General features: G+C 71.6%; 13 protein-coding genes and 2 riboswitches. Of the genes, 9 read left to right on the top strand and 4 right to left on the bottom strand.

All coding sequences use genetic code 11. The features are described from left to right. Window positions 1-176 precede the first annotated feature (176 nt). Window positions 177-305: riboswitch (cobalamin riboswitch) on the top strand. A 55-nt stretch (window positions 306-360) separates the two neighbouring features. From ABD848_RS01050 to cobJ, 9 genes are all read left to right on the top strand, one after another. Beyond that, entirely contained in the window at window positions 361-2,463 is a 2,103-nt protein-coding gene (locus ABD848_RS01050; RefSeq protein ID WP_344966331.1) for a putative cobaltochelatase, read from the top strand. Window positions 2,464-2,530: 67 nt separating this feature from the next. Then, entirely contained in the window at window positions 2,531-3,133 is a 603-nt protein-coding gene (gene cobO, locus ABD848_RS01045) for a cob(I)yrinic acid a,c-diamide adenosyltransferase (protein WP_344966330.1), read from the top strand. A gap of 187 nt (window positions 3,134-3,320) precedes the next feature. Further along, window positions 3,321-4,730 (top strand): cobyrinate a,c-diamide synthase, encoded by a 1,410-nt coding sequence (locus ABD848_RS01040; protein ID WP_425567384.1) that lies wholly within the window; start codon window positions 3,321-3,323, stop codon window positions 4,728-4,730. Next, on the top strand, window positions 4,727-5,332 hold the full coding sequence (locus ABD848_RS01035; protein WP_344966328.1) for a GNAT family N-acetyltransferase: 606 nt from the start codon (window positions 4,727-4,729) through the stop codon (window positions 5,330-5,332). The genes ABD848_RS01040 and ABD848_RS01035 overlap by 4 nt, the downstream gene beginning before the upstream one ends. Window positions 5,333-5,435: 103 nt before the next feature. After that, on the top strand, window positions 5,436-6,176 hold the full coding sequence (gene cobI / locus ABD848_RS01030; protein WP_344966327.1) for a precorrin-2 C(20)-methyltransferase: 741 nt from the start codon (window positions 5,436-5,438) through the stop codon (window positions 6,174-6,176). Beyond that, window positions 6,173-6,976, top strand: a complete 804-nt coding sequence (gene cobM, locus ABD848_RS01025) for a precorrin-4 C(11)-methyltransferase (protein WP_344966326.1) — start codon at window positions 6,173-6,175, stop codon at window positions 6,974-6,976. Before cobI ends, cobM begins: the two co-directional genes overlap by 4 nt. A 16-nt stretch (window positions 6,977-6,992) precedes the next feature. Then, a complete protein-coding gene (locus tag ABD848_RS01020) occupies window positions 6,993-8,165 on the top strand; it encodes a cobalt-precorrin-5B (C(1))-methyltransferase (RefSeq protein WP_344966325.1) in 1,173 nt (390 codons plus the stop codon). Between the two features lie 1,512 nt (window positions 8,166-9,677). Further along, window positions 9,678-10,967, top strand: coding sequence for a precorrin-6y C5,15-methyltransferase (decarboxylating) subunit CbiE (cbiE, locus tag ABD848_RS01015; RefSeq protein ID WP_344966324.1), 1,290 nt, complete (start codon window positions 9,678-9,680; stop codon window positions 10,965-10,967). A 188-nt stretch (window positions 10,968-11,155) separates the two neighbouring features. Further along, entirely contained in the window at window positions 11,156-12,895 is a 1,740-nt protein-coding gene (gene cobJ, locus ABD848_RS01010) for a precorrin-3B C(17)-methyltransferase (RefSeq protein ID WP_344966323.1), read from the top strand. Between the two features lie 106 nt (window positions 12,896-13,001). On the opposite strand, the gene ABD848_RS01005 is transcribed toward cobJ, so the two are convergent. The 4 genes from ABD848_RS01005 to ABD848_RS00990 form a co-directional block, all read right to left on the bottom strand. Then, on the bottom strand, window positions 13,002-13,847 hold the full coding sequence (locus ABD848_RS01005; RefSeq protein ID WP_344966322.1) for an energy-coupling factor ABC transporter ATP-binding protein: 846 nt from the start codon (window positions 13,845-13,847) through the stop codon (window positions 13,002-13,004). A 310-nt stretch (window positions 13,848-14,157) separates the two neighbouring features. Then, the gene (gene cbiQ / locus ABD848_RS01000; RefSeq protein WP_344966321.1) at window positions 14,158-14,904 is read right to left on the bottom strand and encodes a cobalt ECF transporter T component CbiQ; all 747 of its coding nucleotides are present in this window, start codon (window positions 14,902-14,904) and stop codon (window positions 14,158-14,160) included. Window positions 14,905-14,907: 3 nt separating this feature from the next. Next, window positions 14,908-15,312, bottom strand: coding sequence for an energy-coupling factor ABC transporter substrate-binding protein (locus ABD848_RS00995; protein WP_344966320.1), 405 nt, complete (start codon window positions 15,310-15,312; stop codon window positions 14,908-14,910). Between the two features lie 3 nt (window positions 15,313-15,315). Then, window positions 15,316-16,038, bottom strand: coding sequence for an energy-coupling factor ABC transporter permease (locus ABD848_RS00990; protein WP_344966319.1), 723 nt, complete (start codon window positions 16,036-16,038; stop codon window positions 15,316-15,318). A 34-nt stretch (window positions 16,039-16,072) separates the two neighbouring features. Continuing rightward, window positions 16,073-16,281: riboswitch (cobalamin riboswitch) on the bottom strand. Window positions 16,282-16,391: the final 110 nt, after the last annotated feature.

Genomic DNA, 16,391 nt, shown 5'->3' with positions numbered 1-16,391 from the left:
TGCTGGCGTGGATCGCCGAAACGCCGCCGGATACGGGCCTCGGCGCGCAGGTCGTGGCGTTACCGGCCCCCGGGGCGCCGTAAGCCGCCCCACCGGGCCTGCTATCCGACCGTGATGTGTCATCCTGGGACACGGCGCCGAGCCGGTGAGCCTCCCTCACGGACCCCACCGGCTCGCAGGAACCCGGTGAGAAGCCGGGGCGGTCCCGCCACTGTGACCGGGGAGCGACCCCGCCACCCAACGCCACTGCCGGTTCGCCGGCGGGAAGGCAGCGGGGGAGCGGCGATCCGGGAGCCAGGACACTGCGCGGCGCTATGACCAACCCCAACGGGCGTGGAGACCCGGACGGAAAGGAAACCCGTGAGCGCTGCCGCTCGCTACCCCTTCAGCGCGGTCGTCGGCATGGACGACCTCAAGCTCGCCCTCATCGTCAACGCCGTCTCTCCCTCGGTGGGCGGGGTGCTCGTGCGCGGTGAGAAGGGCACCGCCAAGTCCACCATCGTGCGCGCTCTGGCTGCCCTGCTGCCGGACCTCACCGTCGTCACCGACTGCCGTTTCTCCTGCGATCCGGCTGACCCCGACCCCGAGTGCCCTGACGGTCCGCACGACACGTCCGCACCCTCGCACGTCCGCCCCTCGCAGTTGGTGGAGTTGCCGGTGGGTGCCAGCGAGGACCGGCTCGCCGGATCGTTGGACATCGAGCGGGCGCTGACCGAAGGGGTCGCGGCGTTCGAGCCTGGACTGCTCGCCGCCGCCCACCGCGGCGTGCTCTACGTCGATGAGGTCAACCTGCTCCACGACCACCTTGTCGACCTGCTCCTCGACGCCGCGGCCATGGGCACCTCGCACGTCGAGCGCGAGAGCGTCTCGGTACGCCACGCCGCCCGCTTCCTGCTCGTGGGCACCATGAACCCTGAAGAGGGGGAACTGCGGCCCCAGTTGCTGGACCGCTTCGGCCTCACCGTCGAGGTGGCCGCCACCCGCGAGCCCACCGAACGCGCCGAAGTGGTGCGGCGCCGGCTGGCCTTCGACGCCGACCCTGAGACCTTCGCCGCCGGTTTCGCTGACCGGGAAGCCGACCTCGCCGCCCACATCCGCGAGGCGCGCAAGCGCCTACCCGACGTTGTCCTCACCGACGCCGCGCTGCGGCAAGTCACCGCCGTCTGTGCCGCTTTCGAGGTCGACGGCATGCGCGCCGACCTCGTTACCGCCCGCGCCGCCATGGCCCTGGCCGCTTGGCGCGACCACGTCGAGGTCAACGCCGACGACGTGCGCGACGCGGCGCGCTTGGCGCTGCCGCACCGCAGACGGCGCGACCCCTTCGACGCTCCCGGCCTCGACGAGGACCGGCTACAGGACGCGCTCGACCAGGCCGGTGATGCTGACCCAAAAGACCCTGACGACCCGCCGGAGGGCCCCGAGGGGGGACCCGGCGGTGACAGCGACGGCGGCTCCGGCGACTCCCCGCCCACCGAGGCTCGTCAAGACGCCCCCGAGTCGGGCGCGCCGACCGACCGGGACACCACCGAGGAGCCCGAACCGGCCCAGGACAGCGCCCCCACCCCGGCACGGGGCCGGCCCCAGCCCTCGGAAGAGTCCACTGGCCAGCAGGAACAGGCCAACGGCGAGGGGCCCGCTCCCCAGGACGCGGCGGCCGACCCCACCGAGACCTACCGGCCGCGGCTGTTTCGCGTCTCGGGGATGGGGAGTGGAACGCCGGGGCGGCGCTCCCGCGCCGAGACCCCCTACGGCCGCACGTCTGGAGCGCGTGCTCCCCACCAGCGCATCACCACCCTGCACCTGCCCGCGACCCTGCGTGCCGCCGCTGTGCACCAGCGCGCCCGCGGTCGCAGCGGCCCCGGCCTCGTCCTCGCCCGCGGCGACCTGCGTGAAGCCGTGCGCGAAGGCCGCGAAGGCAACCTCGTCCTGTTTTGTGTGGACGCCAGCGGTTCGATGGCGGCCCGCCAGCGGATGCGCGCCGTTAAGGGGGCCGCGCTCAGCCTGCTGCTCGACGCATACCAGCGCCGCGACAAGGTCGGCATCGTGACCTTCCGCGGTGACGGCGCTGACCTCGCGCTACCGCCCACCTCGTCGGTCGAGGCGGGCGCACGGCGCCTGCGTGAGCTGCGCACCGGGGGCCGTACTCCGCTCGCGGCCGGTCTGCTGCGCGCCGCCGAGGTGCTGCGTGTGGAACGGGTACGCGACCCGCGCCGCCGCCCGCTGCTCATCGTCGTCACCGACGGTAAAGCCACGCACGGCGGCGTCGATTCGGCACTGCGGGCCGGCGCCTGGCTGCGCGCCCAACGAGTGGAGGGTGTCGTCGTTGACTGCGAGTCCGGGCCGGTGCGCCTTGGACTCGCGGCCCAGCTCGCCGGCGAGATGGCGGCCACCCCCGTTCGCCTTGACGAACTCGGCGCCGATGCGTTGGCCGGACTGGTGCGCCACACCCGCAGCGCCGCCTGACCCCGGCGCCCGCCCCGGAAACCACCACGGACCCGACTTTGACCTTTCAGTAGGGGAGAGAACCACCATGCCGCAGGGCAAGCCCGCTTACGTGCCCGACGACGGGCTGACCACACGCCAGCGCCGCAACCGGCCGCTCGTCATCGTCCACACCGGCGCGGGCAAGGGAAAGTCCACGGCTGCGTTCGGCCTGGCCACCCGCGGCTGGGCCCAAGGGTGGGACATCGGGGTGTTCCAGTTCGTCAAGTCGGCCAAGTGGCGCATCGGTGAGGAGAAGGCACTGCGCGTACTGGGGGAGTCGGACGAGGGCGGCAACGTCACCTGGAACAAGATGGGGGAGGGCTGGTCGTGGATTCAGCGTCCCGGAACCGAGCAGGACCACGCCGCCGACGCCGCTGAGGGCTGGGCCCAGATCAAGCGCGACCTCGCCGCCGAAACCTACCGACTCTACGTCCTCGACGAGTTCACTTACCCCATGAAATGGGGATGGGTCGATGTCGACGACGTCGTGGCCACCCTGCGGGAGCGTCCGGGCGCCCAGCACGTGATTATCACCGGTCGTGACGCCGATCCGCGCCTGACCGAGGCCGCCGACCTGGTCACCGAGATGACCAAGACTAAGCACCCGATGGACACCGGGCAGAAGGGCCAGCGCGGAATCGAGTGGTGATCGCCGCTGCTCAGAATCCACGTTCCACAGGAGTACTATCGGCGATCCCTGGGTAGCCACGGCGGGCGCGGCCCCGTGCCGCCGCGCCCGCGACCCAGCGTCGGCAACGGCGCCACACTGTGGCCCGTCCAGTGCTGCCAGCCACCGCTCAACAGGGGAGGAGGAGGGCGTGCGGCCAGTTCCACGTGTGGTGATCGCCGCTCCGGCGTCGGGGAGCGGCAAGACGACGGTGGCCACCGGCGTCATGGCCGCTTTCGCCGCGCGCGGCACCACGGTGTCGGGGCACAAGGTCGGCCCTGACTACATCGACCCCGGCTACCACGCTCTGGCCACCGGAAGGCCGCCGCGCAACCTCGACCCTGTGTTGTGTGGTGAGGACGGCATCGCCCCCTTGTTTGCTCACGGGGCCCACGGCGCCGACATCGCCGTGATCGAAGGGGTCATGGGGCTCTTCGACGGCGCCGCCGACCCTTCGCCCTTTCCCGGGCCCGGGGACTTCGCCTCTACCGCCCATGTGGCCGCCCTGCTGGCGGCCCCCGTCGTCCTCGTCGTCGACGCCGCGCGCACCAGCCGTTCCGTTGCAGCCTTGGTGCACGGCTTTTGCACCTTCGACCCGCGGGTGCACGTTGGCGGCGTCATCCTCAACGGCGTCGGCTCGCCTCGTCACGAGGAACTGCTGCGCACCGCCATGGCCGATACCGGTGTCGAGGTGCTCGGTGCGATCCCGCGCCGCGACGCGGTGGCCGCCCCCTCGCGGCACCTTGGTCTGGTGCCGGCCGCCGAGCGAGCCACTCCAGCCGGCAGCGCCGTGGCCGAACTCGGGGAACTGATCGGCTCCTGCTGTGACCTCGACGCCATCACCGCCCTCGCCCGCGGTGCCGGAGCGATCACCACCCAGCCGTGGCGCCCGGAGGAAGCGCTCGCCGCCGCTGCCCCCAGCGGTGATGCGGCTCTCGCCACCGTCGCTCCCTCCGTCGAGCCGCCGCTGCGCGTCGCGGTGGCGGGCGGTCCCGCGTTCACCTTCTCCTACACCGAAAACACGGAACTGCTGCGCGCCGGTGGCGCCGAGGTCGTCACGTTCGACCCGCTCCACGCCCAGACGCTGCCCGAGGCCACCTCAGGTCTGGTCATCGGCGGCGGCTTCCCCGAGGTGCACGCCGCCGACCTGGCCGCCAACGTGCCGCTGCGCGCCGCCGTGGCCCAAGCGGCTCGCCGCGGTACCCCCATCGCCGCCGAGTGCGCCGGGCTGCTCTACCTGTGCCGCAGTCTCGACGGTGCGGCCATGTGCGGGGTCCTTCCCGCCCACGCCCACATGAGCGAGCGGCTCACCCTGGGCTACCGTCGTGCCGTGGCCCCCGCGGACTCCCTGCTGGCGCGAGCCGGTACCCGCGTGCAGGGGCACGAGTTCCACCGCACCGCCGTCACCCCCGCCCACGGTGACACGCCGGCCTGGCAGTGGAGCGCAGCGGGGCCGGAAGGGTTCGCAGGCCCCACCCTGCACGCCTCCTACCTCCACCTCAATTGGGCCGGAGCGCCCCGCATCGCCGCACGCCTGCTCGACGCCGCGCGTGCGCACAACCGGAAACAACGCACATGAGATCCCACGACATGCTGCTTCCGGTGGTCATTTTGGAGACCGATCGGCTGACCCTGCGCGCCTTCACCGAAGCCGACATCGACCCGCTCCACCAGGCCGCCACTGATCCGCTCACCCAACGGTGGATTCCCCTCCCGCGGCCCGGCGTGGCCTATACCCGCGCTGACGCCGAGGAGTGGTGCACCACCGGGGCGCCTTCGGCGCGCGTCAGCGGCGACGGCCAGCAGTGGGCCGCCATCGAAAGCGACACCGGGCTGTTCGTGGGCTCCTTTGGGCTCAACCGCACGCTGTGGACTTCCCGCATCACCGAGATCGGCTACTGGGTCGCGCCGTGGGCCCGCGGTAACGGCTACGCTCCCGAGGCGGTCGTGGCGATCACCCGATGGGTCATCGTCGAGCAGCGCTTCGAGCGCGTCGAGTTGAAGGCCGCCACCGCCAACACCGGCTCCCGCCGGGTCGCCGCCAAAGCCGGATTCACCTACGAGGGCATCGAACGCAACGCCATGCGCCTGCACGCCGGCCGCTCCGACCTCGCAGTCTACAGCGTGATCCCCGCCGACCTGGACCCGCCGCGGCACCAGCGTGACCTGCCGATACCCTAATCGGCGGTAAACGCCAGCGACACGCCCCGACCGTTGGCGCGGCGACGACGATGAGGTCGACGCCCGCCGCCTCCCCGGACAACAGCGACGAAAGTGTGGTGGGATGGTAGCGAGCAGACGCCTGATCGGCGTCGGTGTAGGCCCCGGTGACCCAGAACTGGTCACGGTCAAGGCCGTGCGCCGAATGCGCGAAGCCGACGTGGTCCTCGTCCCGGTCATGGCCCTCGACGAGCCCGGCCGAGCCGAGGCCACGGTCCGCGCCCACGTCGAGGCCGAAACCGTTGAGCGCGTGGTCTTCGCCCTCAACGACCGCGGTGGACGCAGCCAACGGCGCCTCCGTGCCTGGGAAGAGGCCGCCCGCACCGTCGCCGCCCACTTCGAGCGGGGCGCCGCGACAGTGGCCTTTGCCACCATCGGCGATCCCAACGTCTACTCCACCTTCACCTACCTCGCCGACACGGTGCGCGAACTCGTGTCCGACGTTGAGATCGAGACGGTGGCCGGTATCACGGCGATGCAGGATCTGGCCGCGCGTTCGGGGACCGTTCTCGTGGAGGGCCGCGAACCGGTGACGCTGCTGCCGGTCACTCACGGCGTCGAGCAACTGCGCAGCGCACTGGCCGGCGACAGCACCGTCGTCGCCTACAAGTTCGGCCGCTTCGCCGACGAGGTGATCCAGGCGCTCGCCGACACCGACCGGCTCGCCGACGCCGTCTACGGGTCCCGCTTGGGGCTGGCCGATGAGGACATCGGCCCGCTGGAGCACCGCAGCGGCGAAGAGCTCCCTTACCTGTCCACCCTGATCGCCCCCGCCAAGCGCAACGGCCGAGGAGGAAAACTGTGAGCGGAAAAGTCACCTTCGTAGGGGCGGGCCCCGGCGCCGCCGACCTGCTCACCATCCGCGCCGTGCGCGCTATCGAAGCCGCCGACGTGGTGATCTGGGCGGCCAGCCTCGTGCAGGCCGAGGTCCTTGACCACGCTCGGCCCGACGCTGAGATCGTTGACTCGGCCAAAGTGCCTATGGAGGAGGTACTGCCCTACTACAAGCGCGCCGCCACCGACGGGGTGCGGGTCGCCCGCATCCACTCCGGTGACCCCGCCCTGTGGGGCGCGGTACAGGAGCAGCTCGACCGGTGCGCCGAACTCGGCGTCCAAACCGAGATCATCCCCGGAGTGGCGAGCTTCAGCGCTGTGGCTGCCCTTGTGGAGCGGGAGTTGACGATCCCCGAAGTCGCCCAGTCGGTCATCCTCACCCGGCTCGGCGGCGGCAAAACCCCCATGCCCGAAGGGGAGGATGTGCGCGCCTTCGCCGAGCACGGCACCACCATGGCGCTGTTCCTCTCCGCGGCGCGCTCCGGCCCGTTGCAGCGCGAGCTGCTCGCCGGCGGCTACCCGCCCGACACCCCGTGCGTGGTCGCCTACCAGGTCACCTGGCCCGAGGAGCTCGTGCTGCGCTGCCGGTTGGAGGAGTTGGAGGACACTATTAAGGAGAACCGGCTGTGGAAGCACACCCTCGTCCTCGTGGGGCCGGCTCTGGAGGCGTCGGGAACCCGGTCCCACCTCTACCACCCCGGCCACTTCCACGGGTACCGCAAACCCGACCGGCAGGCGCGCCGGGAGCTACGGCGCGCCCGGCAGTCCTGACCTGATCCGGTTCGCCATGACCTCCCAGCCCGAGCCCACACCGGCACCCGGCCCTGACCCTCGCGAACCCGACATGCCGCGCACGATGAAGGTGCGGCAGAAGGCACTGCGCACTGGCTGGACCACCGGCACCTGCGCTTCCGCTGCCGCCAAGGCCGCGACCGAAGCACTGCTCACCGGCCGTGAAGTGCCTGTCGTTGAGGTGGCGTTGCCCTCGGGGCGGCGTGTCACCTTCGCCACCGACAGTTCTGGCCCGCTCTCGCGTGACCGCGCCGAGGCGGTCGTGGTCAAAGACGCCGGTGACGATCCCGACGCCACCAACGGAGCCCACATCACCGCCACCGTCACCCGACGCTCAGAGCCGGGGATCGACCTCGACGGCGGCGTAGGAGTCGGCGTGGTCACCCGGCCCGGGCTCGGCTTGGAGCTGGGTGGCCCTGCCATCAACCCGGTGCCGCGCGAGATGATCCTCCAGGCCGTATCGGAGGCCACCGCCGGACACGAGCAGGGCTTGCGTGTGGTCATCAGCGTTCCCGAAGGCGAGAAGATGGCGCGCAAGACCACGAACGCGCGTCTGGGCATCCTCGGAGGGATTTCCATTCTCGGCACCACCGGGATCGTGCGCCCTTTTTCCACCGCATCGTGGCGCGCCAGCGTCGAGCAAGCCGTCTCGGTCATGGCAGCCCAGCGCGAGAGCACCCTCGTGCTGTGCACCGGTGGCCGCACCGAAAAAGGCGCGATGGAACGCTATCCCGACCTGTCTCGGGTGTGCTTCGTCGAGGTCGGTGACTTCACCGGCGCCGCCCTGCGCAGCGCGCGCGAGGGCGGGCTGACCAGGGTGGTTTTTGTGGGGATGGCCGGCAAGCTCACCAAGCTCGCCGCGGGGGTGCTGATGACCCACTACACCCGCTCCAAGGTCTCCACCGAGCTCCTCGGTGAGATCACCCGCTATGTCGGTGGTGACGACGGCGTGGTGCAGCGCGTCGGCGCCGCCAACACCGGTCGCCACGCCTACGAGCTGTGGGAGGAGGCCGGCCTGTTGCGCCCGGCCGGGCAGGAGCTGTGCCGCCGGGTGGTCGAAGTGCTGACCCGCTTCACCGAGGGCGCGTTGGAGGTCGAGGCGGCCATGGTCGACTTCACCGGCAAGAACGTGGTGGCCGCCTACCCGCCCGACAGTCCCGATGGCTGACCCCCCGCTTTGGTCCCCAGGGGCCGCGCTGTGGCTCCCGTGGTCGGAGCGCCGCATGCCCAGCGGATGTAGGGATGGTTGTTGTTGCGAGGGCGTGGGGTTCCCGTGGCTCGTGCCTCGATCACTGCGCGATCTCGGCAGCCGAAGGTGGGCGGTATCCAGGGCGGGTGCCACCACTTCCCTCGGCCACAAGGAGACGGTTCCGCGAACAGGCACGCCGCCCCGGTCTTGTGTGCGGACAAGAGGGGCCAGGGGCCCTATGTGTCCGGAAAACAAGGGTCACCATCGTCTCCTTCCGGCCGCTAGCGGCCTCCTCCCAGAGCATCGAAACCCCAAAACGGCAGAAAAACCATCCCAGCCACTCCAACTTTCAGGGAGCCGTGCCCTCCCAGGCTGGCGAGATCGAGGCACAAGCGAACGGCGCCACCTGCCCACTTTCGGCTTGACAAACTCAGAGAAACACCCCCCCGGAAGGATTGGTCTGTGGAGAGTTTGTGGGGTTTTTCGTCGCTCGTGCCTCGATCGCTTCGCGATCTCAGCAGCCGGGGGTGGGTTGTGTTCGAGGTGGAACGGGTGCCACGACGGGGGACTTGGGGCCGGCGTGGAGCCACCACCGCAACAGGGCAAACAGGCGTGGGGCGGGCACTGCGAGAGGGCAGCCGGGGGTGGGGCGGCTCGGCGGGTTCCGGCGTGTTCTCAGCCACCGCCCCACCGAGACACCGCCCCGCCGGCGTATCCCCCACACCAGCGGCATCCGGCACAACGGCGATGTGTCAAAGACACAGCGCCCCCTTTTTTTCAAGGCTGCCGAGATCGCGAAGCGATCGAGGCACGAGCGGACGGAGAACACTCCCACCCCGGACACATATCGGACCCCCACCCCGGCGCGACAAACCCACAGAAACACCCCCCGGAAGCCGGGGCTCGGGGCGGTGGTCACGAGGAGAGAGGAGAGACACCGGGAGGCTTGCAGGTCGCTGGGGTGAGCTGGGGCGGATGACGTCGGCGGCGAGGGGCAGCCCAGAGCCGCCCGTGCGACGATATCGCCGTGCGGCCCCACCTCGCCGCGGACCTGCCGCCCTCTCATCTCGCCGTCCCGACCAGCGCCCCTACCGTCGCGGTGCGGGGCCGGCGGGAAAGAGCAGGGCACGGGCCGGGCATCGGCGGGGACAGCGTGTTCGCCGCCACCGTTGCGCAGGCGTGTCCCGGGACGTTGCCCCAGGCCATCTTGGTTGTGGCGGCTCTCGGTGCCCCACCCTGCGTGCGGGGGCCGGGGCGGGGTCTGCGATCCTGGACAGTTGTGATCAAGACTGATGCCGGCGCGTGCGTTGTGACCGGACCCACCGTTCGCCCCGTGATGTCCACGAAGGAGACGAAGGGCGGGGCAGTGCCGCTGTCCGGCCGGTGCACGCCCGGCGTCGTCCGCACTCCAGCGGGCGCGACCCCGGTCCGCCACGTCCGTCCCCGGCAGCGGCCCCGCCGCCACGGCCGGCGGGTAAGAGGCGGTGCGTCGTGATCACCGTCATCGGGTTGGACGGCGGCCCGCTGGCGCCCGAAGCTCAGGCGGCGCTGGCCGAGGCCACCTGCGTCGTGGGTGCGGCGCGCCACATCGACGCTGTAGCGGTACCCGAGAGGGCGCGCCGCCTCACGCTGGGCCGGCTCGACGTGGCCGTGGCCGAGGTGGTGGCCGCTACCGGTCCCGTTGTCGTGTTGGCCTCAGGCGATCCCGGTTTCTTCGGCATCGTGCGCGCGCTGCGCGCGGCCGGCGCCCATCCTCGGGTCCTCCCCGCGGTCTCCTCAGTGGCGCTGGCGTTCGCCCGTATCGGCTTGACCTGGGATGACGCCCTCGTGGTGTCGGCCCATGGCCGTAACGACAGCGGCCGTTCGGCGCGGCGGGCCCTCGCCGCGGCTCTGGGGCATTCCAAGGCCGCGATTCTCACCGCGCCCGGTCACGCCGAGCCCGAAGCGTTCCTCCCCGCCCTTGGCGATGCTGGACGCGACGTCTACGTGGCTGAGTGCCTGGGCACGCCCCAAGAGCGCGTGACCCACGTGGCGGCGGGCGCCGACCTCCCCGCGGCCGGCCCCGGCACCAGCGCAACCGAGGAAAGCCCCCCGGGAGCGTGGCGCCACCCCAACGTCGTGCTCGCGGTGCGCCCCGACCGGCGGATCGCCCCCGCTATGGGGTGGCTTCCCGGTCATCAGGGCGCCCCCGACGGGTGGGCGCTACCGCCGGAGCGCTTCGAGCACCGCGCCTCGATGATCACCAAACCGGAGGTGCGCGCCGTCGCGCTCGCGCGGCTGGCGCCGCGCCCCGGCACGGTGGTCTGGGATATCGGGGCCGGTAGCGGGTCGGTAGCGGTGGAGTGTGCGCGCTTCGGCGCGCGTGCCATAGCGTTCGAGCGCAACGACGACGACTGTGCGCGCATCCGCGCCAACGCCGCCACCCACGGCATGGAGGTGGAGGTCCGACCCGGTGACGCGCCCACCCAGATCCGCACGGCCCCGCCCCCACTGCCTCCCGACGCCGTCTTCATCGGCGGGGGCGGTACCGAGGCGGTCACGGCCGTCCTCACAGCGGGCCGGCCCGCGCGGGTCGTCATCGCCTTGGCCGCGCTCGACCGGGTGCGCCCGGCCTATGACGTGCTCATCGAGCACGACTACGAGGTGGCGGGAACGCAACTGCACGCTTCGCGGTTGGCTGCGCTGCCCGACGGGTCGTTGCGCCTGGCGGCGACCAACCCGGTCACCCTGCTGTGGGGCTACAGCTCCGGCGGTGCGGAGGGGCCGGACGAGTCGGGGTGAGGCCGCGGCTTGTTGAGGGCGGGCCCAGGGGCTCGCTCTCTCGTGCGCTGCTACCGGTGGGTGTGACCCCACCAGAGCGGCGCGCACCACATTGAGTTGGGGCGGCGCTAAGGCCGCCGCGTCGATCCCGGGCCGCGACTGTGGCCACCGCGCCGGTCGACGGCGAAGGAGCAACGAGAAAGGTAAGTATGGGCGCAATCGGTGTCGTAGCCGTAACGGCGGCCGGGCGGGCCGTGGGCGAGCGGCTTCGGGCGGTATGGCCCGACGAGGTCGAGGTTGTCACCGCCGACCGGCCGGCCGAGGCCCTCCAGCGCGCGTTTCGCGACAGCGACGCCGTCGTCGCCTTCGTGGCGGTGGGGGCGACGGTGCGGGTGCTGGCGCCGCTGATCGGTGACAAGACGACCGATCCCCCGGTGGTCTGCGTCGATGAGGCGCTGCGCTACGCGGTGCCCGTGCTCGGCGGTCACTATGGCGCTAACACCCTCGCCCACCGGCTCTCCAAGACGCTCGGCTGCACGGCTGTGGTCACCACCGCCAGTGACAGCGTGGCCGCCACACCGTTGGATTCCTACGGTGCCGATCTGGGCTGCTCGGTGGCTGACCCCGCGCCGCTGGCGCGCGTGGGGGCGCGGCTGCTCTCGGGCGAGCCGGTCCGCCTCGAAGGCACGCGGGAGTGGCCGTTGCCACCGCTGCCCCCCAACGCCGCCCCTGAAGTCACCGAGCCCGGCGCTGCGGTCATCCGGGTCGATGACCGCACCGACACCGTCGTCACCGCGTCCGCGGACACGCTCGTCTACCGCCCGCCCTCTCTGGTCGTGGGCGTGGGGGCGGCACGTGGCGTCTCCGCCGCCGAGGTCACCGAGTTGATCGAGGCAGCCCTCACCGATGCGGCTCTTGCCGGCGCCAGCGTGCGCTGTGTGGCCACGGTCGACCTCAAGGCTGACGAGAGCGGGATCGTCGAGGCGGCACGGCAGCGGGGATGGCGATTGCGCGCCTTTCCCGCCGCCGACCTCGCCGCCATCGACGTTCCCCACCCCAGTGAGCTCGTCCGTTCCGAGGTGGGAACTCCCAGCGTCGCCGAGGCCGCCGCGCTGCACGCCGCGGCACTCGACGGCCGCAGCGCCGAACTGGTCGTGGCCAAGCGCAAGTCTCCCAACGCCACCGTGGCCGTGGCCAGACTCCGGCCGCGCGGCCGGCTGTGTGTCGTCGGTCTTGGCCCGGGCGCCCGCGACCTCACCGCCCCCCGCGCGCTCGCGCAGTTGCGCCGCGCCAGCGTCGTGGTCGGCCTCGACCAGTACATCGACCAGATCCGTGACCTGCTTGCACCGGGGACCCAGGTGGTGGCCAGTGGGCTTGGCCAAGAGGAGGAGCGGGCGCGCACCGCTGTCGAGCAGGCGCGCGCCGGCGCGGCCGTGGCCCTCATCGGCTCCGGAGACGCTGGTGTGTACGCCATGGCCAGCCCCGCGTTGGACGCGGCCGGCACCGACATCGACGTCGTGGGGGTTCCCGGCATCACCGCCGCCGTGGCCGCCGCCCACCTGCTCGGTGCTCCGCTCGGCCACGATCACGCTTACATTTCCCTGTCGGATCTGCACACTCCGTGGGAGGCCATCGAGCGCCGGGTGCGTGCCGCGGCCGAGGGCGACTTCACCGTGTGCTTCTACAACCCGCGCAGCCGCAACCGCGACTGGCAATTCCCCCGCGCCCTGGAGTTGCTGGCCGCGCACCGGCCTCCCGAAACCCCCGTCGGCCACGTGCGCAACGCCGCACGCGACGGTGAGCGTGTCACCGTGACCACACTGGCCGACATGCTCGACGGCGGGGCGGCCGAGGTGGACATGTACACAGTGGTCGTCGTGGGCAGTACGGCCAGCCGGATCGTGGCCGGTCGGTTCGTCACGCCGCGCGGCTACCGGTGGAAGGAGTGACTGGCCGGCTGGCCTGCTCCGCTGGCCGCACCGGGGCCGCCGGCCGGGACGGGCGGCCGGCGGCCCCGGTGGCGTGACGAACCGACCGGCCATGGCCATCCTCGGGTCAGCCCACGGTGCGGCGGGCCAGTTCTTCGGGCGTGACCGGTCCGGGTTCGCCCTCGGCCAGCAGGCCCCCCGCACGCAGCGCTTGGGCCACGGCCGGTCCCCAGGCAGGGCGCAATTGGGCGGCGGCCAGCAGGTCGGCATCGGCCAGGATTGTGCGCGCCGGTCCCGCCCCGACGATCCCGCGGTGTAACAGCAGCACCCGATCGGCCCACCGGTAGGCCAGGTCCACGTCGTGGGTGGAGACCACGAAGGTGGTGCCCGACGAGGCCCGCAGCTCCTCCAATGTCTCCAGCAGCGATTCCACCCCGGCCGGGTCGAGGCCGGCCGTGGGCTCGTCCAGGATCAACACCTGCGGCCGGATCGCGACCGCGCCCGCGAGCGCCACACGCTTGCGCTGGCCGTAGGAGAGCAGGTGAGTGGGGTGGTCGGCGAGGTCGGTGATGCCCAGAGCCGCCAGCGCCCATGCCACGCGCTCGCGCGCCTGCTCGGTCGCCAACCCCTGGTTGAGCGGGCCAAACGACACGTCCTGGGCCACGCTGGCCGAGAATAGTTGGTCGTCGGGGTCTTGGAAGACGAGTTGGACTCGGCGGCGTAGCTCACTGAGCCCGCGCCGGTTCGCCTTCACTGGCCCCTCCGCCAGCGCCACGGCCCCCGTTGTGGGGGTGAGGCTGCCCGAGAGCAGGCGCAGCAGGGTCGTCTTCCCGCCGCCGTTAGGGCCCAGCACCCCCAGCACCTCACCGGCGTGCACCTCGACGTCGAGGGAGGTGAACACCGGCTCGGAACCGTTACTGTCGTAGACGTAGCTCAGGCCCTGTCCGGCCAGCACTATCGTTGCCGCTGTCACCGCGACTCCCGCGGGAGGCGCCGGCTCTTGGCCCTTCCCGGCACGAGGGGGGTGCACAGCGGGGCCAACGGCACCACTCTCCGGCCGTGGTGCGGGGGCAGGTCAGGTCCGGGGGCGGGGCCTGTCGCCCCGGACGCTTCGGCGTGTGATTTCCGTGTGGCAGTGACCGGGCAGAGCGACGACACCCTCCGAGGGCCCCTGTTGGGTGGCGCGGGCACGCGCTCGGGGGCGAGGGCTAGGTCGGGCGTTCCCACCGGCGGGCGTTGCGTCGGTGGGGGCGGCGAGGCCCGCGTCACGACTCGTGGAGAGCTCACCCCATCATCCTCCATGTCAAAGCTATGGCGGCGACGAGCAGCGGCGGCAGCGCGGCCACCGCCACCGAGGCGGCCCGCAGGGGCGTGGCGTCGACGAGCACCGTGAGGTCCCCGGTGTAGCCGCGGCCCGCTAGCCCCTGCTGCATCCGGCGTGCCCGGTCGAAGGAACGTACGAAGATCGCCGCGCCCAGCGATCCCACCGAGCGAATCCACGAGCGCCACGTCTCGTGGCCCAGCCGTCCCGCCTGTGCGGTGTGCACCCGGTGTGCGGTGTCCAAGATCACGAACAGCATCCGGTAGATGAGCGAGGTCACCTCCACCAACGCCGGCGGTAGCCCCAGCCGCACCAACCGCGGCAGCACCTCGGCCAGCGGTGTGGTGAAGGCGAACAGCAGTTGGCAGCTCAGCGCCGCTGCGGCGCGCCCGCTGATCTCGGCGGCCCGCTGCCAGCCCCCGGGAGCCCACGCCACCAGCCCCTCCGGGCCGCCGACGCTGACCAGCAGCGTAGCCGCACCGGTGAGGATGAACAGCAGCGGGGCTCGGGCCGAGCGGGCGAACGTGCGAGGCGCTACCCTCGCCGGCCCGAATGCCGCCACCAGCACCACGAGTGCGGTGATGGCGGCACCGGGCCAGGGGGGTAGTGCCAGCGCGCACACGGCCAGCCCGCCGCAGAAGGTCGCCTTGACGGCAGGGTGGAGCCGCCGCCAAGGGCTGCGGTAGGCGGCGGCGTCGATGCGCAGCACGGGTCAGGGCCGCTCGATGCTGGGCTCCTGGCCGGTGGGCGCCCCCTGTGGCGCGTCGGCGCTGTGTTCGCGGGCGAGGCGGTGGCGGGTGCGCACCACCCCGAAGTAGTAGCCGATGATGCCGGCGCCGATGGCGGCCTGTAGGGCGAAGACCCCCGACTCGATCTCGCCGGAGGGCAGTTCCAACACGGGGGAGAACCACGCCTCGTATCCGGGGTCGTTGGCCATGATGGCCTCTTCGCCTTGACCGTCGGCGCCGGTGAAGGGCTCGGCCATGTCCGAGCCCACGCCCAACGCCACCGGCAGAACCGCGATGAGGGCCACCGCCAGCAGAATCACCCAGGTCATCCAGGGGTGCGGGCCGCGCTCGCGGCCGGTCTTCGGGGCGGCCTCGTTCTGCTCACCCATGGCTCAGGCCCCCTTTCCCGCGGTCGCGGTGACCTCCGGCGCGCCACGGTGGCGCAGCACGCCCAACCGGAGCAGCTCGCTACGGCCCACCTGCATCAGCAGCCGGACGATGACGACGGTCACCAGGCCCTCGATAACGGCGATGGGGATCTGCGTGAGGGAGAAGATCGCGGCGAACTTGGCGAACGCGCCGGGGAAGCCGCTAGTGGGGTCGGGGAAGGCCAGCGCCAGTTGCAGGCTGGTCACCGAGTAGGTGCTCAGCGAGGCCAGCGTAGCGCCGAAGAAGACCGCAAGGCTCAGCGAACTCGTCTCTCCCATCGACGCGGTCGCCGACCGCGTCAACCGGTAGGCCCCGTAGCCGACCCACGGTCCGACCACGGCCATCGAGAACACGTTGGCTCCGAGTGTGGTCAGCCCGCCGTGAGCCAGCAGTAACGCCTGGAACAGCAGGGTGATCGTGCCTAACACCGCCATGATGGGGGGCCGGAACAGAATCGCGCCCAACCCCGTACCGGTGGGGTGGGCGCTGCTTCCCGTCACGGAGGGGATCTTCAGCGCCGACAGCACGAAGCAGAAGGCGCCGGCCGCGCCGAGTAGGAGTTTGCTGTCGGGATCGGCCCGCACGGTCCGGGTCAGTGAGTAGACGCCGTGGACGACGAAGGGAGCAGCGGCAACGGTCCAGGCAACCGCGTGCACCGGTGGTAAAAAGCCTTCTGCGATATGCATGGCGAGAAGACCAACCCTCCAACACCTCGTGGACGAATCGTCAAGCGCCGCGGCCGGTCTCCTGGCTTACGGGTCAAGCGCCGCGCACCGGCCTTCCCAAAGCGTCACCGCTTCAGTGGCCTGAGCTCTCCGGTGCGCGCCGACATACGACGCGCCCGGCGGTGGTTGGCTTCCCGATCACAGTGGCGAGGGCCACGCCGGAATCGCACCGGCTTCCCGATCACCGCGACCCAACGACAGTACGGGGGATGCGAATCGGTCGCAATGGTGCCCCCTCCCTGGTGAGCGGCCTTGATGGTCCGGATACCGTCGTGACGTGTCTCGAGAAGGCGGTGTCGCACCCGGTGCGAGCA

Source organism: Salinactinospora qingdaonensis (assembly GCF_039539445.1).
In the GTDB taxonomy this organism is placed as follows: domain Bacteria; phylum Actinomycetota; class Actinomycetes; order Streptosporangiales; family Streptosporangiaceae; genus Salinactinospora; species Salinactinospora qingdaonensis.
The sequence above is the reverse complement of the archived record's forward strand: the minus strand, read 5'-3'. Positions and strand labels throughout refer to the sequence as shown.

Bases quoted from the DNA above. Each gene is read 5' to 3' on its own strand.
- cobO (WP_344966330.1), top strand. From the start codon at position 2,531: ATGCCGCAGGGCAAGCCCGCTTACGTGCCCGACGACGGGCTGACCACA.
- ABD848_RS01035 (WP_344966328.1), top strand. From the start codon at position 4,727: ATGAGATCCCACGACATGCTGCTTCCGGTGGTCATTTTGGAGACCGAT.
- cobI (WP_344966327.1), top strand. From the start codon at position 5,436: ATGGTAGCGAGCAGACGCCTGATCGGCGTCGGTGTAGGCCCCGGTGAC.
- ABD848_RS01020 (WP_344966325.1), top strand. From the start codon at position 6,993: ATGACCTCCCAGCCCGAGCCCACACCGGCACCCGGCCCTGACCCTCGC.
- cobJ (WP_344966323.1), top strand. From the start codon at position 11,156: ATGGGCGCAATCGGTGTCGTAGCCGTAACGGCGGCCGGGCGGGCCGTG.
- ABD848_RS00995 (WP_344966320.1), bottom strand. From the start codon at position 15,312: ATGGGTGAGCAGAACGAGGCCGCCCCGAAGACCGGCCGCGAGCGCGGC.
- ABD848_RS00990 (WP_344966319.1), bottom strand. From the start codon at position 16,038: ATGCATATCGCAGAAGGCTTTTTACCACCGGTGCACGCGGTTGCCTGG.